We start from the raw sequence: 15,696 nt of genomic DNA, 5'->3' as shown, positions 1-15,696 counted from the left end.
TTTGATATAATAGTAGACATCTTATCTGGAAACGACTAGGAAGGTTTATATGACTAAAAAAATTATCGCAGTCGATTTGGACGGAACCCTGTTGAATAGCGAAAGCAAGCTCTCCGATTTCACCAAAGAGACAATCAAAAAAATTTCAGAAAAAGGGCACCATGTTATCATCACGACAGGTCGTCCGTATCGTATGGCAAAAGATTTCTACCGTGAGCTAGAATTGCATACTCCCATGATTAACTTTAACGGCTCCCTTACCCATCTACCAGGACAGGATTGGGCGCATGAAAAGTGCTTAACCTTGGACAAAAAATACCTCCTAGATATGGTCAAACGTAAAGAGGATATCCAGGCCGACTTTATTGCAGGAGAATACCGTAAGAAATTTTACATTACAGCTCCGAATGAAGAAATTGCGGACCCTAAACTATTTGGCGTAGAGAACTTCCAACCGGAAAATCAATTCAAACCCGAACGAGTAACCAAGAATCCTAACTGCATTCTCTTGCAAACAAGGGTTGAAGACAAATACGCTCTAGCGGACGAGATGAATCGTTTTTATCAGCACCAACTAGCTATCAACACCTGGGGTGGCCCCCTCAACATCCTCGAGTGTACTCCCAAGGGGGTAAACAAAGCCTTTGCTTTAGAGTACTTGCTCAATGTGATGAATCGTGATAAAAAAGACTTAATCGCCTTTGGTGATGAGCATAATGATACGGAAATGTTGGCATTTGCAGGCAAGGGATATGCTATGAAAAACGCCAATCCTTCTCTTCTTCCATATGCAGACGAACAACTTCCTCTGACCAACGAAGAAGACGGGGTAGCCCACGCTTTACAAAATTTATTCCTATAAAAAGGAGGATTGCTATCCTGCAATCTTTCCTTTTTATTTTCATTCTATTTTCATAAAGGTCACTCATTTTCAGTATTTTTATATTAAATTTTCTATTGATATTTTCATACATTTTTTGAAATTATTTATATATTAACATTTTGTAAGCCTATTTTCATTGAAAACTTTTACAATTTTCGAAAAAGTAGTTGATTTTTATATGAAAACGATTTATACTAGGTACGTCTGAGGTTTTTTAGGAAACCTATAAGTCAAACATTTTAAAAGGAGGAATGACAATAATGAGTATCGGAATCATTATTGCGAGCCACGGCGAATTTGCTGCGGGTATTCATCAGTCAGGATCTATGATCTTTGGTGAACAAGAAAAGGTTCAAGTTGTAACCTTTATGCCAAATGAAGGTCCAGATGATCTTTACGCTAAATTCAACAACGCTGTGGCTGCATTTGACGCAGAAGATGAGGTTCTAGTATTGGCTGACCTTTGGAGTGGATCTCCGTTCAACCAAGCTAGCCGCGTGATGGGAGAAAATCCTGAGCGTAAGTTTGCCATCATCACAGGGCTTAACTTGCCGATGTTGATTCAAGCCTACACTGAGCGCCTTATGGACGCTACTGCAGGTGTGGATAAAGTCGCTGCGAATATCATTAAAGAAGCCAAAGATGGCATCAAAGCTCTTCCAGAAGAGCTCAATCCAGTTGAGGAAGGGGCTAGTGCTGCGGCTGCTCCAGTTGCCCAAGCTGCTATTCCAGAAGGAACTGTTATCGGAGACGGTAAATTGAAAATCAATCTTGCCCGTCTTGACACACGTCTTCTTCACGGACAAGTCGCAACTGCTTGGACACCAGATTCAAAAGCAGACCGTATCATCGTTGCTTCAGATAACGTTGCAAACGACGAATTGCGTAAAGAATTGATCAAACAAGCAGCTCCTAACGGAGTAAAAGCGAACGTTGTACCAATCAAAAAATTGATTGAAGTTGCAAAAGATCCTCGTTTTGGTAACACACATGCTCTTATCTTGTTTGAAACACCTCAAGATGCCCTTCGTGCCATCGAAGGTGGCGTGCCAATCAAGACCCTTAACGTTGGTTCTATGGCCCACTCAACAGGTAAAACAATGATCAACAACGTCTTGTCTATGGACAAAGATGATGTTGCAACATTTGAAAAAATGCGTGACCTCGGTGTTGAATTTGACGTACGTAAAGTACCAAACGACACGAAAAAAGATTTGTTTGACTTGATTAAAAAAGCAAACGTTCAATAATTTTAATCTGTTTCTATCATTTTTGAAAACAGGATTAAATACTTTATTAAAACTAAATAGAAAAGGAATAAAACCATGTCAGATATTTCAATCATTTCTGCTATCTTGGTTGTAGTTGTTGCCTTCCTTGCAGGTCTTGAAGGTATCCTCGACCAATTCCAATTCCATCAACCAATCGTCGCATGTACCCTTATCGGACTTGTAACAGGTAACCTCGAAGCAGGTGTTATGCTTGGTGGATCTCTTCAAATGATCGCCCTTGGTTGGGCTAACATCGGAGCTGCCGTAGCTCCTGACGCTGCTCTTGCATCTGTTGCCGCAGCGATCATCTTGATCAAAGGTGGTAACTTTACTACTGAAGGTATCGCCGTCGCAACAGCCACAGCTATCCCTCTTGCCGTAGCTGGACTTTTCTTGACAATGATTGTTCGTACAATCTCAGTTGCCTTGGTTCACTCAGCTGACGCAGCTGCAAAAGAAGGAAACATTGCGGCTGTTGAACGCGCTCACTACTTTGCCCTTGTTCTTCAAGGTCTTCGTATCGCTATCCCTGCAGCCTTCCTTATCGCTATCCCTGCTTCTGCTGTTCAAGACGCTCTTGGCCTAATGCCAGAATGGTTGAATGGTGGTATGGCTGTCGGTGGTGCTATGGTCGTTGCCGTTGGTTACGCTATGGTTATCAACATGATGGCAACTCGTGAAGTATGGCCATTCTTCGCTATCGGTTTTGCTCTTGCAGCAATCTCTCAATTGACTTTGATTGCCCTTGGTGTCATCGGTGTTGCCCTTGCCTTCATCTACCTTAACCTTACAAAACAAGGTGGAAACGGTGGCGGCGGAGCTGCGACTTCTAACGACCCAATCGGTGATATCCTAGAAGACTACTAGAAAGGGGAACAATCATGGCTGAAAAAATTCAATTATCAAAATCAGATCGTCAAAAAGTTTGGTGGCGTTCACAATTCCTTCAAGGTTCTTGGAACTATGAACGTATGCAAAACTTGGGTTGGGCTTACTCATTGATCCCAGCTATCAAAAAATTGTACACTAAAAAAGAAGACCAAGCGGCTGCTCTTGAGCGTCACCTTGAGTTCTTCAACACTCACCCATACGTAGCTGCTCCAATCATGGGGGTTACTCTTGCACTTGAAGAAGAGCGCGCTAATGGTGTTGAAATCGACGATGCGGCTATCCAAGGGGTTAAGATCGGTATGATGGGACCTCTTGCTGGTATCGGTGACCCAGTATTCTGGTTTACAGTTCGTCCTATCCTTGGAGCCCTTGGTGCATCACTTGCTGCATCTGGTAATATTGTTGGTCCCCTTCTCTTCTTCTTTGGATGGAATGCTATCCGTATGGCCTTCCTATGGTACACACAAGAGTTCGGTTACAAAGCTGGATCTGAAATCACTAAAGACATGTCTGGTGGTATCTTGAAAGACATCACTAAAGGAGCATCTATCCTTGGTATGTTCATCCTTGCCGTTCTTGTACAACGTTGGGTATCTATCAACTTCACTGTTAACCTTCCTGGTAAACAATTGGCTGAAGGTGCCTACATCAACTTCCCAGAAGGACCTGTAACAGGTGGAGAATTGAAGGGAATTCTTGGTCAGGCTCTTAGTGGTTTGAGCTTGGATAGCGTTCAACCACAAACACTTCAAGGTCAGTTGAACTCATTGATTCCAGGATTGATGGGACTTCTCCTTACTTTCCTCTGCATGTGGTTGCTTAAGAAAAAAGTATCACCAATCGCAATCATCCTTGCTCTCTTTGCAGTAGGTATTGCAGCTCGTTTCTTTGGTATCATGTAATCCAAGCCATCGAGAATATAGATAAAAAAAGAATCAGGATTTGATCCTGATTCTTTTTGTGTATCAACTTTTTCTTCTAGTCAGATAATGCAAGCCTCCAATCACCACTGCTAGGACGGCTACATAGAGCACTCGAGTGGTTCCTAGAGGCACAAAAGCTCCTAGCAGGATAAAGGTATTGGCAAGCACTCCAACAAGGGCTGCAAGGCTCAAAAGTGTGAGCAAGGCTAGTTTGTATCGATTAAAAGGTAGGCTGACCTTGGCAACTAGACACAGACCATTGATCAAAGCAAGGAGGAAGCAAATGAATTTGACTTGACCTGGGACAGTGATAAAGAAGTTCGTCAAGAGTACACTAACAACCAGAATGCCACCACCAATCGCAGCATCGGTCAAAATATCTCGCATAAAATGTGTGCTGACCCTTTCTTTATTGGACTCAAAAGTTAGGAAGAAGGATGGAATCCCAATCGTAATGGCTGAAATGATTGTAAACTGAATGGGGATAAAGGCAAATTCCAAACCAAAAATCACACTCAAAATCGCAAACATGATGGAGAAGAAGGTCTTTGTCAGAAAGAGAGAGGCTACCTTTTGGATGTTATTGATAACCCGGCGACCTTCCATCAAGATATCATAAAATACCGCAAAATCATCTGTCAGAAAAACAATATTGGATACACTTTTGGCTGCACTCGTTGCTCCCTTCATGGCGAAACTAATATCTGCTTTCTTAAGAGCTAGAACATCATTGACCCCGTCACCACTCATGGCAACTGTCTTACCAGCATTTTGTAGAACAGCCACCATCTTTTCTTTCTGTTCAGGTGTCACACGTCCAAAGATTTCGTGTTCCAAGACCACTCTCTCAAAGTCATCATCGCTCACCTTGGTCATATCAATCGCACGGGCTTCTTCCTTAAAACCTGCCTTACGAGCCACCCCATATACAGCCACATGATTATCACCACTGATAATCTTCACTTCAACACCTTGAGATTCGAAATAGTCAAAGGTTTCCTTGGTATTGTCCTTAATCTCATCCGACAAAACGACGTGCCCTAGTAGTTCCATATTGGCTGGACTCGTGATGTGGTCCTTACTATGGGCAAGTGTTAAGATTCGAAAACCTTGCTGCTTCAGATGTTCATAGTAGGCATCCATCGGCTGGGTAAAGCCTAAAAACTCATAGGCACCGAAGAAATAGGTCCCACCATCTTTTACTTGGACAAAGGAATACTTGTTTTTGCTTGAAAAGGCACCGACTTCTTGAACTTCCCACTTTTTCTCACAGGTTAAGTAAGTCTTCAGAGCTCGGGAAGTTGCATTTTCATCCTCGAAATAAGCCAGATAAGAAGATAGTTTCTCTGCTACATTAGAATCCATTTCTTGGACCTTCATATTACCAGTAGTGATGGTTCCAGTCTTATCAAAACAAAGAACATCTACACGCGCTAAGGTCTCTACACAGTATAGCTCCTGCACCAGAACATTCTTTCTAGCCAGCTTCATGGCAGCTACTGCTAGGGATACACTGACCAGGAGAATCAAGCCCTCTGGAATCATGCCGACCAAGGCACCAGAACTTCCCAAGACAATCTCAACATAAGATCGTCCTAGACTAAAACCTCTGACATAGAGCAGAATGGCAACTGGCACCAGCAAGATGGAAACGATTTTTAAAATCTTATCCATGTAATCGCGTAGTTGAGAAGGGTATTTTTTGAATTCCTTGCTGGATTTTGCGAGTTTGTTGATATAACTATCGGGTCCGACCGCCGTTGCCGTAACCAGACAAGTACCGCTAACGACATTGCTTCCGCTCATCAGCTGGTCACCAACCGTTTTAAAGATAGAATCACTCTCACCAGTCAGCAAAGACTCATCCACTTCAATATTTCCTTCAAGCACTTCTGCATCGACAGGCACCTGATCACCCAGATTGAGATGCAGATACTCACCCCGAACGATGTCCTCTGGATCAATCTCGATTGTTTGACCATCTCGATTGACTTTGTACTTACTTTTACCAAGCAAACTTAGTTTTTCTAAAGCATTTTTTGAACGCACTTCTTGAAAAATCCCAATGGCTGTATTGATAGCAATCACACCTAAAAAGAGCATATTTTCAAATCGCAAGGTTGTGGCTACCAGAACTGCCAGAGCCAAGTTCATAGCATTAAAAAAGGTAAAGATATTTGAAAAAATGATTTCCTTGGTTGTTTTATAAGGTTTAATGTCGCTGATATTTCGTTGACGCCCCTTGATGTCTTGACTACTTAAATACTTCATTTCTACTCCGATATCCTTTTGTACTACTATAGTAACACATATCCTTTTCTCTGTCACTTAAATACTCAAACTAAGAAGAATTCCCTTGGCAAGCATCATCTATCGCCACTTTAAGAAGAACTTAAAAAGAGGCTAGGATTTCCCTAACCTCTTTTCTTTATACTTTATTCTGCCAAGGCACCCATTGGATCCCATGGTGCAAGTACGATTGGTTCTGCTTCATAGGCAGCTTGTTCTTCTGCTGTCAGCAATTCCTTACGGACAACGATTTGGTATGTATATTCATCCATCCAAGCGTCTGAGGCAACAAAGTAACCATCTGTACCGACCTTGTCTCCCCATGAGTTTTCAACCTTCCACTTGGTTGACTTACCATTTTCGTCCAAGTCCACACCTGTCAAGACCATGGCGTGGGTCATCAAACTTTCGCTGTAGTCCAAACGTCCAGCTTTGTCTTGAGTGAGTTGAATATCCATGCTTGATTCAAAGTCATAAACATCTGTCGCAAGGATTCCAGCTTTGCGGTTGCTAAGTTGGCCAACATCTGAACCAAACCAAACAGTTTCTCCTGTTTGCATTTGGGCAATCGCCAATTCTTTCAAGCGTTCCATTGGAACGTTGATGTAGCGAACTGCACGGCTACCAACCACATTTCCTAACATCTCAACTGTGTAAGATTTGCCGTAAGGTTTATCAGCAGTTGGAGCATTGATAACAGAAACATAAGCTTCTAGAGGAAGGTCAACATATTTCTTGTAAAATTCTTGTGGTGTGATTCCTTTTTCACTTTGGTAATTGTTATCCTTATCGCGATAAGCAAAGTCAAATTTACGTGGTGGAAGTCCTAGTGACATAGCAAGGAAGTTAAAGATTTCTTGCAAGAGGTCTTCTTTCTTAGCTTGAACAGTCACTTGGTCTGCACCAGAAGCGAGCAAGTCACGCAAGATTTGGGCATCTTGGCGAAGCAATTTGTTAAGGATGGCATTGAGCTCACGACTGCTGCTAGAAGAAACGGACTCAGGGTAAACTGACTTAGGAACGACACCGTATTTCTCAAAGAGGGCAACAACCATATCCCATTGACCACCGTCTTGTTGAGGAGTTTGGAGTAGAAAGCTAACCTTGCGGCTCGTCAATTCTTGGTCTGCAGTCGCAATGACTTGCTCCAAGAACCAGTTGGATTTCTCGTACTTGTCCCAGAAGAATGTGTGGGCTTGTGACAACTCAAAGTTTTCCAGTTTGTATTGAGAGATGAGTTTGTGGCGGAAGGTGTTGAGAGCTGCAAACATCCAGCAACGACCAGACGCTTTCTGGTTAGTAACCTTGTCCTTGGTCAAATCCAATGAGAAAACAGGTGTATTGTCTACATGGCTTTGGCGACGTTCTAGGGCTGCAAAAATTCCGTTATGGCTGGCAGCATTTTCAATCGCTTGGTATTTGACATTTGCTTCATAGTTGGCAAATAGTTTATCTGTAAATGATTCTTGAATCGCGTTCATAGATTCCTCCTTTTATTCTACTGTCTATTATAACTCTTTTCACAAATGAAGCAACCGAAAAACTTAAAAAGGCAAGGACATTCTCCTCACCTTTTCTAACATAATCCAAACTAAGCAATACTAGCAAGGACATTCTCTAACTCCTCCTTTGTCAGGCGACGCCATTCACCTCGTTCTAAGTTCTCGTCCAAGACTAGAGTTCCCATAGCCAAACGTTGTAGGTCCACCACTTCCTTGCCACAGAATGCTACCATGCGTTTGACCTGGTGAAACTTCCCTTCTGCAATGGTTACACGAACCAAACTTTGATTCTTTACTGAATCTACCGACACAATCTCCAGCTTAGCTGGCTGGCAGGTAAAATCCTTGAGCGGAATGCCCTTGACAAATGTCTCCACATCTTCTTGAGTCATAATTCCCTCGACGTGTGCCAGATAGGTCTTATCCACATGACGTTTTGGTGAAAGAAGAGCATGGGCAAGCTGGCCGTCATTGGTCAAAAGCAGGAGGCCATGCGTGTCAATATCCAAGCGCCCTACTGGGAAAACTTCCTTGGTCCGAGCCAAATCATCCAGCAAGTCTAGAACCGTTCTATGCTTGGAATCTTCAGTCGCTGAAATGACTCCTTGGGGCTTGTTCATCATGTAGTAGACAAACTCTTCATACTCCAGCACTTGGTCATCAAAGCGAATCTCATCTCTTACTTCATTAATTTGCAGTTTAGCTGATTTTTCTTTTTTACCATTTACCGTCACCCGCCCAGCTTTAAGCAAGTTTTTGACTTCTGTCCGACTCCCTACAGCGCAGGCAACTAAAAATTTATCTAATCTCATAGAACTATTATATCATACTCAAAAGGAGGCTGGCTCAATAGCCAACCTCCTTTCCTTTTCAGAGTCGGGAAGCTAACTTCCTCTTTCCCAGAAGATAGCTAACACAATCATGGCACCAAGAACTGCTGGGATAATGGCTGTACCATTTAGGCTTGGCCCCCAAGAACCAAATAGTAATTGTCCTAAAAAGGCACCAATCCAACCGAGAAACATCTTCCCAAAGCATCCCATACGTTCTCCACGATTGGTGATAGCCCCTGCTAGTAGTCCAATTAAAAGGCCGGCAAACATGCTTCCAATCATAGCTTCTCCTTAATTTGCCCAGTCTCCATTACGGAAAAGGGGTACGCGTGTTCCATCCTCACGGATACCATCGATATCCATTTGATTCGAACCAATCATAAAGTCCACGTGAACATCTGAACGGTTCAGGCCTGCAGCTTCAAGTTCTTCTTCGCTCATCTCTGCTCCACCAACAACGCTGGTCGCATAGGCTGCACCGATAGCCAAGTGGTTTGAAGCATTTTCATCAAAAAGGGTGTTGAAGAAGGTAATGCCTGATTGAGAAATTGGGCTCGGATCTGGTACCAAGGCACATTCACCCAAGGCACGAGCGCCCGTATTTTCAAAGACAAGATCTTTCATGACTTGATCACCCTTCTCAGCAGTGATATCTACGATTTGACCATCCTTGAAGGTTACTTTAATCCCTTCGATGATATTTCCATTATAGCTAAGTGGTTTTGTAGAAGTAACATAGCCCTCTGCACGACGGAAGTCAGGAGCCGTAAAGACTTCCTCTGTTGGCATATTTGGCAAAAATCCTTCGCCCTGTGCATTGACTGCACCAGCTGATTCCCAAACGTGATTCTTAGGCAAGCCAAGTGTCAAATCTGTCCCTGGCGCTGTGTAATGAAGGGCTGAAAATTGCTCTTTATTAAGCATTTCTGCCTTACTCTTAAGAATGGCTGCATGTTCTTCCCAAGCCTTAACTGGATCTTCTTCATAGACACGGCAAGTTTTGAAGATTTGATCCCAAAGAAGATCAACTGCTTCTTCATCGCTCGCAGCATTTGGAAAGACTTTCTTAGCCCATTCAAGTCCAGCAGCGGCTGCTACAGTCCAGCTAACCTTGTTGGATTGAGTTGCGATGCGCATTGGCTTCATCGCAAGTCCCATAGCTTTGGCAGAAGCTGAAAGCTTATCCGCATCCACTCCGTTCAAGGCACCTGGGTCAGAAGAACGAACACCGAGACGGCTAGCCTTATTCTCCAAGAGATAGTTCATCTCAGCAATCTTGTATTCTGGCACATTGTCCAAACGCTCCATCGGCGCGTGGAGGAATTTCTCGCGGTTGATAAAGTCATCCGCCCATTGAACAATGACTTCGTGCGCACCAAGTGCATAGGCTTCTTTGACGATCAAGTGAGCTAACTCGCGTTGCTCCACATCGATAGAAAGGGCCAAGGTGTGACCAGGTTGCACGTTAATTCCGTTCGCAACCAATAATTTCGCATATTTTTCTAGATTTTCTTTAAAATTTGGTAAAACCATTTTATTTTTCCTTTTCTATTTTTCTTTTAAAGCAGAAAACAATCCTGCTAAAGCAATGGCACCCGACAGAAGCACTGTCGATAGGATAATTGTTTCATCTGCCAGCTCTAGCTGATAGTCAAAAATCTTTTCAGCAGGTTTGTCTTCCGCAAAGATTCTAAGTTTCATAAAGATGTTCTCCGTTCTAATCCTTAAAACAAATCATCAAACAAACTCAACTGATTATCCTCTGGCATATTGCCGAGAATCCCCATTTCATCCATCTTTTCAACCAAGGTCGATGACAGTCCACCGCGTTTGCGTAATTCTGTCTTAGAGAGGAATTCTCCCTCTTCACGCGCACGCACCAACTGCTTGGCAACGTTCTCTCCCAGACCATCCATTGCTACAAATGGTGGAATGAGGGTATCCCCATCGATGAGGAACTCTGTTGCCTGACTACGGTAGAGATCGAGTTTGCCAAACTTGAAACCACGTTCCCACATTTCATTGACAATCTCAAGAGTTGTATAGAGGTCAATTTCCACATTAGAGGCTTCATTATTCTTCCGTTTTTCAGCAATTTCTTGCATCTTGCGCTTGATGGCATCCAAACCCGCCCCCATGGTCTTGATATCAAAAGCCTTGGCTCGGATTGAGAAATAAGCACAGTAGTAATAAATCGGATGGTGAACCTTGAAGTAGGCCACACGCAAGGCCATCATAACGTAGGCAGCCGCATGGGCCTTAGGGAACATGTACTTGATTTTCCCACAGGACTCGATATACCACTCTGGCACCTTATTGGCCTTCATAGCCTCGATGTAGCCATTTCGCTCCTCTTCGGAAATCTTTAGCCACATGCCCTTACGTACCCGTTCCATGATAGTAAAAGCCATCTTAGGTTCAAGACCAGCATGCATGAGATAAACCATGATATCGTCCCGACAACCGATAACAGTCGATAGGTCCGCAATCCCTTGCTTGATCAGATCCTGGGCGTTCCCCAGCCAGACATCGGTACCGTGGGATAGACCAGACAGCTGAAGCAACTCCGCAAAAGTCGTCGGATGTGTCTCATCTACCATTCCACGTACAAAGTTGGTTCCAAACTCTGGAATTCCCAGCATCCCTGTTGGAGTTCCAATTTGCTCAGGCGTCACCCCTAAAACTTCCGTTCCAGAAAAGAGAGCCATAACGCTTTCATCATCCATGGGAATTTCATTAGGGTCAATACCAGACAAGTCCTGCAATTTCCGAATCATGGTCGGATCATCATGCCCCAGTACATCAAGTTTGAGGACATTCTCATCGATATCGTGGAAGTTAAAGTGAGTCGTCTGCCATTCAGCCGTCACGTCATCTGCTGGATACTGAACAGGCGTAAAATCGTAAACATCCATGTAGTTAGGAATAACAACGATTCCCCCCGGGTGTTGTCCTGTTGTCCGCTTGACACCAGCAGCACCTTGAGCAAGGCGTTCCACCTCTGCATCACGATAGAACTTGCCATAATCTCTCTCGTAGCCCTTTACAAAGCCATAGGCAGTCTTGGCAGCCACCGTACCAACCGTTCCCGCACGGAAGGCATATTCCTCGCCAAAGATATCACGCACATCCAAGTGAGCACTAGGCTGGTCTTCTCCCGAGAAGTTCAAGTCAATATCGGGAACCTTGTCTCCATCAAAACCAAGAAAGGTCTCGAACGGAATATCCTGCCCATTTTTGCTGAGTTTGTGACCACAGTTTGGACAGTCCTTATTAGGCATATCAAAACCTGAACCGTAAGAACCATCCGTGATAAACTCGCTGTACTGACACTGACCACAGACGTAGTGTGGAGAGAGGGGATTAACCTCCGTAATCCCAATCATAGTCGCAACAAAACTGGACCCAACAGACCCACGAGAACCAACCAAGTAGCCCCGTTCATTGGAACGTTGCACCAGCATCTGCGATGCCAGATAAATCACGGCAAATCCATTCCCCAGAATGGAAGTTAATTCTTTTTCAATCCGCAAATCAACGATATCTGGCAGCGGATTTCCATAAATCTCAAAAGCTTTCTTATAGGTCAGCTCGGCGACCGTTTCTTCTGCCTTGTCAATGAAAGGTGTGTACAAGTCACCCTTAACAACCTCAACAGGCTCAAAGGTTTCTGCCAAGGCATTGGTGTTTTCAATAACCAGTTTACGAGCCAGTTCCTCGCCCAAAAAGGCAAATTCATCCAACATCTCATTGGTTGTTCGAAAATGAGCCTTTGGCAGAGGAGCTGGTTGGGCATGTTCACCGTGACCAATGGTTCGGTTAATCATAGCCCCCTGTCCCAAACTACGGACGATAATTTCACGGTAAATCTCTTCTTCCGGTTCGATATAATGGACATTTCCCGTAGCCAAAACGGGCTTGCCAAGACGGTCCCCGACCTCTATCAGACTCTTGATAATAGTTTGGAGTTCCTCCATATCCTTAACCTGCTCTTTAGCAATCAAGGGAGCGTAGATAGCTGGTGGCATAACCTCGATAAAGTCATAATACTTGGCCACCTCAACCGCCGCATCCACACCTTGGGAAACGACTGCATCAAAAACTTCACCTTCAGAACAAGCTGTTCCTAAAATCAAGCCCTCCCGATGAGCATCTAGAACCGTTCTCGGAATCCGTGGTACCCCTTCAAAGTATTTGGTATTGGACAACGAAACCAGCTTAAAGATATTTTTTAGACCTACTTGATTCTTGACATAGATGGTCGCATGCTTGATCCGAGCTTTTTTATAAGAGTCTGGACTAATCAAATCAATATTCAGTCTAGCCAGATCAGTCACATCATGTTTTTCTGCTACATCCTTGATGAAGATAAAGAGCAAACGACCAGTAGCTTCCGCATCGTAGTTGGCCATGTGGTGGTGGTCCAGTGCCACACCAAAACGCTTGGTCAAAGGTCCCAAACCATGACGTTTATACTCAGGATAGAGGTTTCTAGCAAACTCCAGCGTATCAATAACTGGCTGGCTAATCTTAGGAAGACCATGACGCTCATAGTTAGCATTCATAAAGCCAACGTCAAAGGTAGCATTGTGGGCGACTAAGACTGTATCCTTGCAAAATTCTTGGAATTCTTGTAAAACTTGTTCCAGTGGTTTGGCATTTTTGACATGGTCATCTGTAATTCCAGTCAACTCGGTAGTAAAGGCTGACAAGGGATATCCAGGATTGATAAATTCATCAAATTCGGCAATAACATTTCCCTTGTACATCTTAGAAGCCGCAACTTGAATCAAGTCATTATAGATAGCTGAAAGTCCCGTCGTTTCCACGTCAAAAACCACGTAGGTCGCTTCTGACAAGTCCATCTCCACTTCGTTGTAAACGATAGGAACACGGTCTTCAACGATATTGGCTTCCATTCCATAGATCAGCTGAATTCCTGCTTTCTTAGCTGCCTTGTAGCCATGTGGAAAGGACTGAACATTCCCATGGTCCGTGATGGCAACCGCCTTGTGTCCCCACTTTGCAGCTGTCGCAATAATTTCCTCTACTTCTGGCAGAGCATCCATGGTCGACATATTAGTATGAGCATGAAACTCAACCCGGCGCTCACCTTCTGGCATCAAATCCTTCCGCTCATAGTGAACAACTTCCTGCACATCCTGCACGTTCATTGTCAAATCTCGTGTGAAGTTATTCATCTCCACATTTCCACGAACACGAAGCCAGGAATTTTTCTTAATGATGTCAAACTTCTGAGCCTCTTCTTCATTCTTAACCCATTTTTGCATTGAAAAACTTGAAGTGTAGTCCGTCATTTTAAAGTTGATCAAAACACGCCCTGTCCTGGTCACCTTATGCTCCACATCAAAAACGACCCCTTCAAAAACCAAACGATTTTCCTCAGTCGTCACATCAATCATCTGGGTAACTTCAGCCTTATCCAATTTTGGTTTTGCCGCAACCTTTTTAGCCTGAAAATCAAAGGCCGGTTTCTCTTCTACTGGAGGAGGAGCTATCTGTTCCAGTTGTTCCATAGCACGCAAAGCCTCTTCATTAGCAGCCTGAACGATTTGTTCATTCTCCGTATGGAAGGCCGCTTCCTGCTCCTGTGTAAGAGCATCATTCTTTTCGATTTGGCAGACAAAAGCTGGAAAACCAAACTTTTCAAGTTGCTTTGTTAAATTAGGAAGATGATTTTTCTTAAAGTGTTCCTTATCAATCACCTCTGAACCTTCAATAAATAGCTGATTTCCCTCTGCACGAACTTGCAAATTCTGATAAAGAGACTTAAACCCTTGACTAGCACATGGACCTTCAGAAAAAGCCTCCTTATAATAGGCCTGCAAGACTTCATTTGAAAATTCTTGAGAGAGAGCCTTGATTTCGAAAACAGCTTGATTCCCTGTCTTAGAAAATTCTTCACTAAGCCCTTTCTTTAACTCTAAAAAGATTTCAATCGGTAAAATATTAGAAAATACAAAATGAAATTCCCAAATCTTACTAATTTTATGAACCACAACACACTCAATACTTGCATTAACAAGAGCAGGATCCTGTCTCAATTGATCAGAGACTCCTATTTGATTCATTAAAATTTCAAACTTACTTGACATTCAATTTCCTCACATTATTCTCTTACTATTTTACCATAATTAAAGAAAATATATAGCCACTATCATTCCTTAAGCACTGCTAGTTTTCCTAAATTCATTCCTTAAAAACAAAAAAGAAGATTCTCAGAATCTCCTTAACACATATAAAAAAGATACCCTTAAGTATCCCCATACTCAATCGGGAAGACAGGATTCGAACCTGCGACACCTTGGTCCCAAACCAAGTACTCTACCAAGCTGAGCTACTTCCCGCGTTAAATAAAAAAATGCACCCTAGAGGAGTCGAACCTCTAACCGCCTGATTCGTAGTCAGGTACTCTATCCAGTTGAGCTAAGGGTGCTCATCATTATATGCCGAGGACCGGAATCGAACCGGTACGATCGTTACCAATCGCAGGATTTTAAGTCCTGTGCGTCTGCCAGTTCCGCCACCCCGGCCTCTCTAAGCGAACGACGGGATTCGAACCCGCGACCCCCACCTTGGCAAGGTGGTGTTCTACCACTGAACTACGTTCGCATCGACCTCTTATTTTATATAAAAAAATGCCGGCTACATGACTTGAACACGCGACCCTCTGATTACAAATCAGATGCTCTACCAACTGAGCTAAGCCGGCTACTTTCTATTATGCGGGTTAAGGGACTTGAACCCCCACGCCGTTAAGCGCCAGATCCTAAATCTGGTGCGTCTGCCAATTCCGCCAAACCCGCAAATATGACCCGTACTGGGCTCGAACCAGTGACCCATTGATTAAAAGTCAATTGCTCTACCAACTGAGCTAACGAGTCTAAAATAACTTCCGTTACCTTAAACGGTCCCGACGGGAATCGAACCCGCGATCTTCGCCGTGACAGGGCGACGTGATAACCGCTACACTACGGGACCTATATGGGAGTTAACGGGATCGAACCGCTGACCCTCTGCTTGTAAGGCAGATGCTCTCCCAGCTGAGCTAAACTCCCAAAGGGTGGAGTCTAGCTCAGCCAA

At 43.7% G+C, this 15,696-nt stretch carries 11 protein-coding genes and 9 tRNA genes; 4 read left to right on the top strand and 16 right to left on the bottom strand.

What is annotated here, in order from left to right; translation table 11 throughout:
• The first annotated feature begins 49 nt into the window (after positions 1-49).
• The 4 genes from HMPREF1149_RS10850 to HMPREF1149_RS10835 all read left to right on the top strand — a co-directional run bounded on the left by HMPREF1149_RS10850 (position 50) and on the right by HMPREF1149_RS10835 (position 3,947).
• Positions 50-862, top strand: a complete 813-nt coding sequence (locus tag HMPREF1149_RS10850) for a Cof-type HAD-IIB family hydrolase (RefSeq protein WP_000162373.1) — start codon at positions 50-52, stop codon at positions 860-862.
• Between the two features lie 281 nt (positions 863-1,143).
• Entirely contained in the window at positions 1,144-2,133 is a 990-nt protein-coding gene (locus HMPREF1149_RS10845) for a PTS sugar transporter subunit IIB (RefSeq protein ID WP_000021989.1), read from the top strand.
• Between the two features lie 75 nt (positions 2,134-2,208).
• A complete protein-coding gene (locus tag HMPREF1149_RS10840) occupies positions 2,209-3,021 on the top strand; it encodes a PTS mannose/fructose/sorbose transporter subunit IIC (RefSeq protein ID WP_001280326.1) in 813 nt (270 codons plus the stop codon).
• A 14-nt stretch (positions 3,022-3,035) separates the two neighbouring features.
• Positions 3,036-3,947, top strand: a complete 912-nt coding sequence (locus HMPREF1149_RS10835; protein ID WP_000818319.1) for a PTS system mannose/fructose/sorbose family transporter subunit IID — start codon at positions 3,036-3,038, stop codon at positions 3,945-3,947.
• A gap of 63 nt (positions 3,948-4,010) precedes the next feature.
• Here the strand turns inward: HMPREF1149_RS10835 and HMPREF1149_RS10830 are convergent, their stop codons facing one another.
• The 16 genes from HMPREF1149_RS10830 to HMPREF1149_RS10750 all read right to left on the bottom strand — a co-directional run bounded on the left by HMPREF1149_RS10830 (position 4,011) and on the right by HMPREF1149_RS10750 (position 15,671).
• Complete coding sequence (locus tag HMPREF1149_RS10830) at positions 4,011-6,239, bottom strand: HAD-IC family P-type ATPase (protein WP_000876392.1); 2,229 nt, start codon at positions 6,237-6,239, stop codon at positions 4,011-4,013.
• Positions 6,240-6,403: 164 nt separating this feature from the next.
• Positions 6,404-7,738, bottom strand: coding sequence for an aminopeptidase C (gene pepC / locus HMPREF1149_RS10825; protein WP_000991663.1), 1,335 nt, complete (start codon positions 7,736-7,738; stop codon positions 6,404-6,406).
• Between the two features lie 110 nt (positions 7,739-7,848).
• The gene (locus tag HMPREF1149_RS10815) at positions 7,849-8,571 is read right to left on the bottom strand and encodes a pseudouridine synthase (protein ID WP_001234914.1); all 723 of its coding nucleotides are present in this window, start codon (positions 8,569-8,571) and stop codon (positions 7,849-7,851) included.
• Positions 8,572-8,643: 72 nt separating this feature from the next.
• The gene (locus tag HMPREF1149_RS10810) at positions 8,644-8,874 is read right to left on the bottom strand and encodes a GlsB/YeaQ/YmgE family stress response membrane protein (protein ID WP_000580437.1); all 231 of its coding nucleotides are present in this window, start codon (positions 8,872-8,874) and stop codon (positions 8,644-8,646) included.
• Positions 8,875-8,883: 9 nt separating this feature from the next.
• Positions 8,884-10,125 (bottom strand): aminopeptidase, encoded by a 1,242-nt coding sequence (locus HMPREF1149_RS10805; RefSeq protein WP_000243903.1) that lies wholly within the window; start codon positions 10,123-10,125, stop codon positions 8,884-8,886.
• Positions 10,126-10,140: 15 nt separating this feature from the next.
• Positions 10,141-10,293 carry a hypothetical protein gene (locus HMPREF1149_RS10800; protein ID WP_000776614.1) on the bottom strand — a complete coding sequence of 51 codons (153 nt, stop codon included), beginning with the start codon at positions 10,291-10,293 and terminating at the stop codon, positions 10,141-10,143.
• 23 nt (positions 10,294-10,316) lie between these two features.
• Positions 10,317-14,708: a PolC-type DNA polymerase III gene (locus HMPREF1149_RS10795; protein ID WP_000095429.1), complete on the bottom strand. Its 4,392-nt coding sequence runs from the start codon at positions 14,706-14,708 to the stop codon at positions 10,317-10,319.
• Positions 14,709-14,886: 178 nt separating this feature from the next.
• A tRNA-Pro gene (locus tag HMPREF1149_RS10790) sits at positions 14,887-14,960 on the bottom strand.
• A gap of 15 nt (positions 14,961-14,975) precedes the next feature.
• Positions 14,976-15,049 (bottom strand) — tRNA-Arg (locus HMPREF1149_RS10785).
• A gap of 11 nt (positions 15,050-15,060) precedes the next feature.
• Positions 15,061-15,146: transfer RNA gene (locus HMPREF1149_RS10780), tRNA-Leu, on the bottom strand.
• A gap of 7 nt (positions 15,147-15,153) precedes the next feature.
• Positions 15,154-15,225: transfer RNA gene (locus tag HMPREF1149_RS10775), tRNA-Gly, on the bottom strand.
• Between the two features lie 27 nt (positions 15,226-15,252).
• Positions 15,253-15,325: transfer RNA gene (locus HMPREF1149_RS10770), tRNA-Thr, on the bottom strand.
• Positions 15,326-15,337: 12 nt separating this feature from the next.
• Positions 15,338-15,419 (bottom strand) — tRNA-Leu (locus HMPREF1149_RS10765).
• 5 nt (positions 15,420-15,424) lie between these two features.
• Positions 15,425-15,497, bottom strand: a tRNA-Lys gene (locus HMPREF1149_RS10760).
• Between the two features lie 24 nt (positions 15,498-15,521).
• A tRNA-Asp gene (locus HMPREF1149_RS10755) sits at positions 15,522-15,594 on the bottom strand.
• 4 nt (positions 15,595-15,598) lie between these two features.
• Positions 15,599-15,671 (bottom strand) — tRNA-Val (locus tag HMPREF1149_RS10750).
• Positions 15,672-15,696: the final 25 nt, after the last annotated feature.

This window comes from Streptococcus sp. BS35b, from assembly GCF_000286475.1.
GTDB lineage: Bacteria > Bacillota > Bacilli > Lactobacillales > Streptococcaceae > Streptococcus > Streptococcus oralis_W.
Note: the sequence above shows the minus strand (reverse complement) of the source record. Positions and strands in the feature narration are given on the sequence as shown.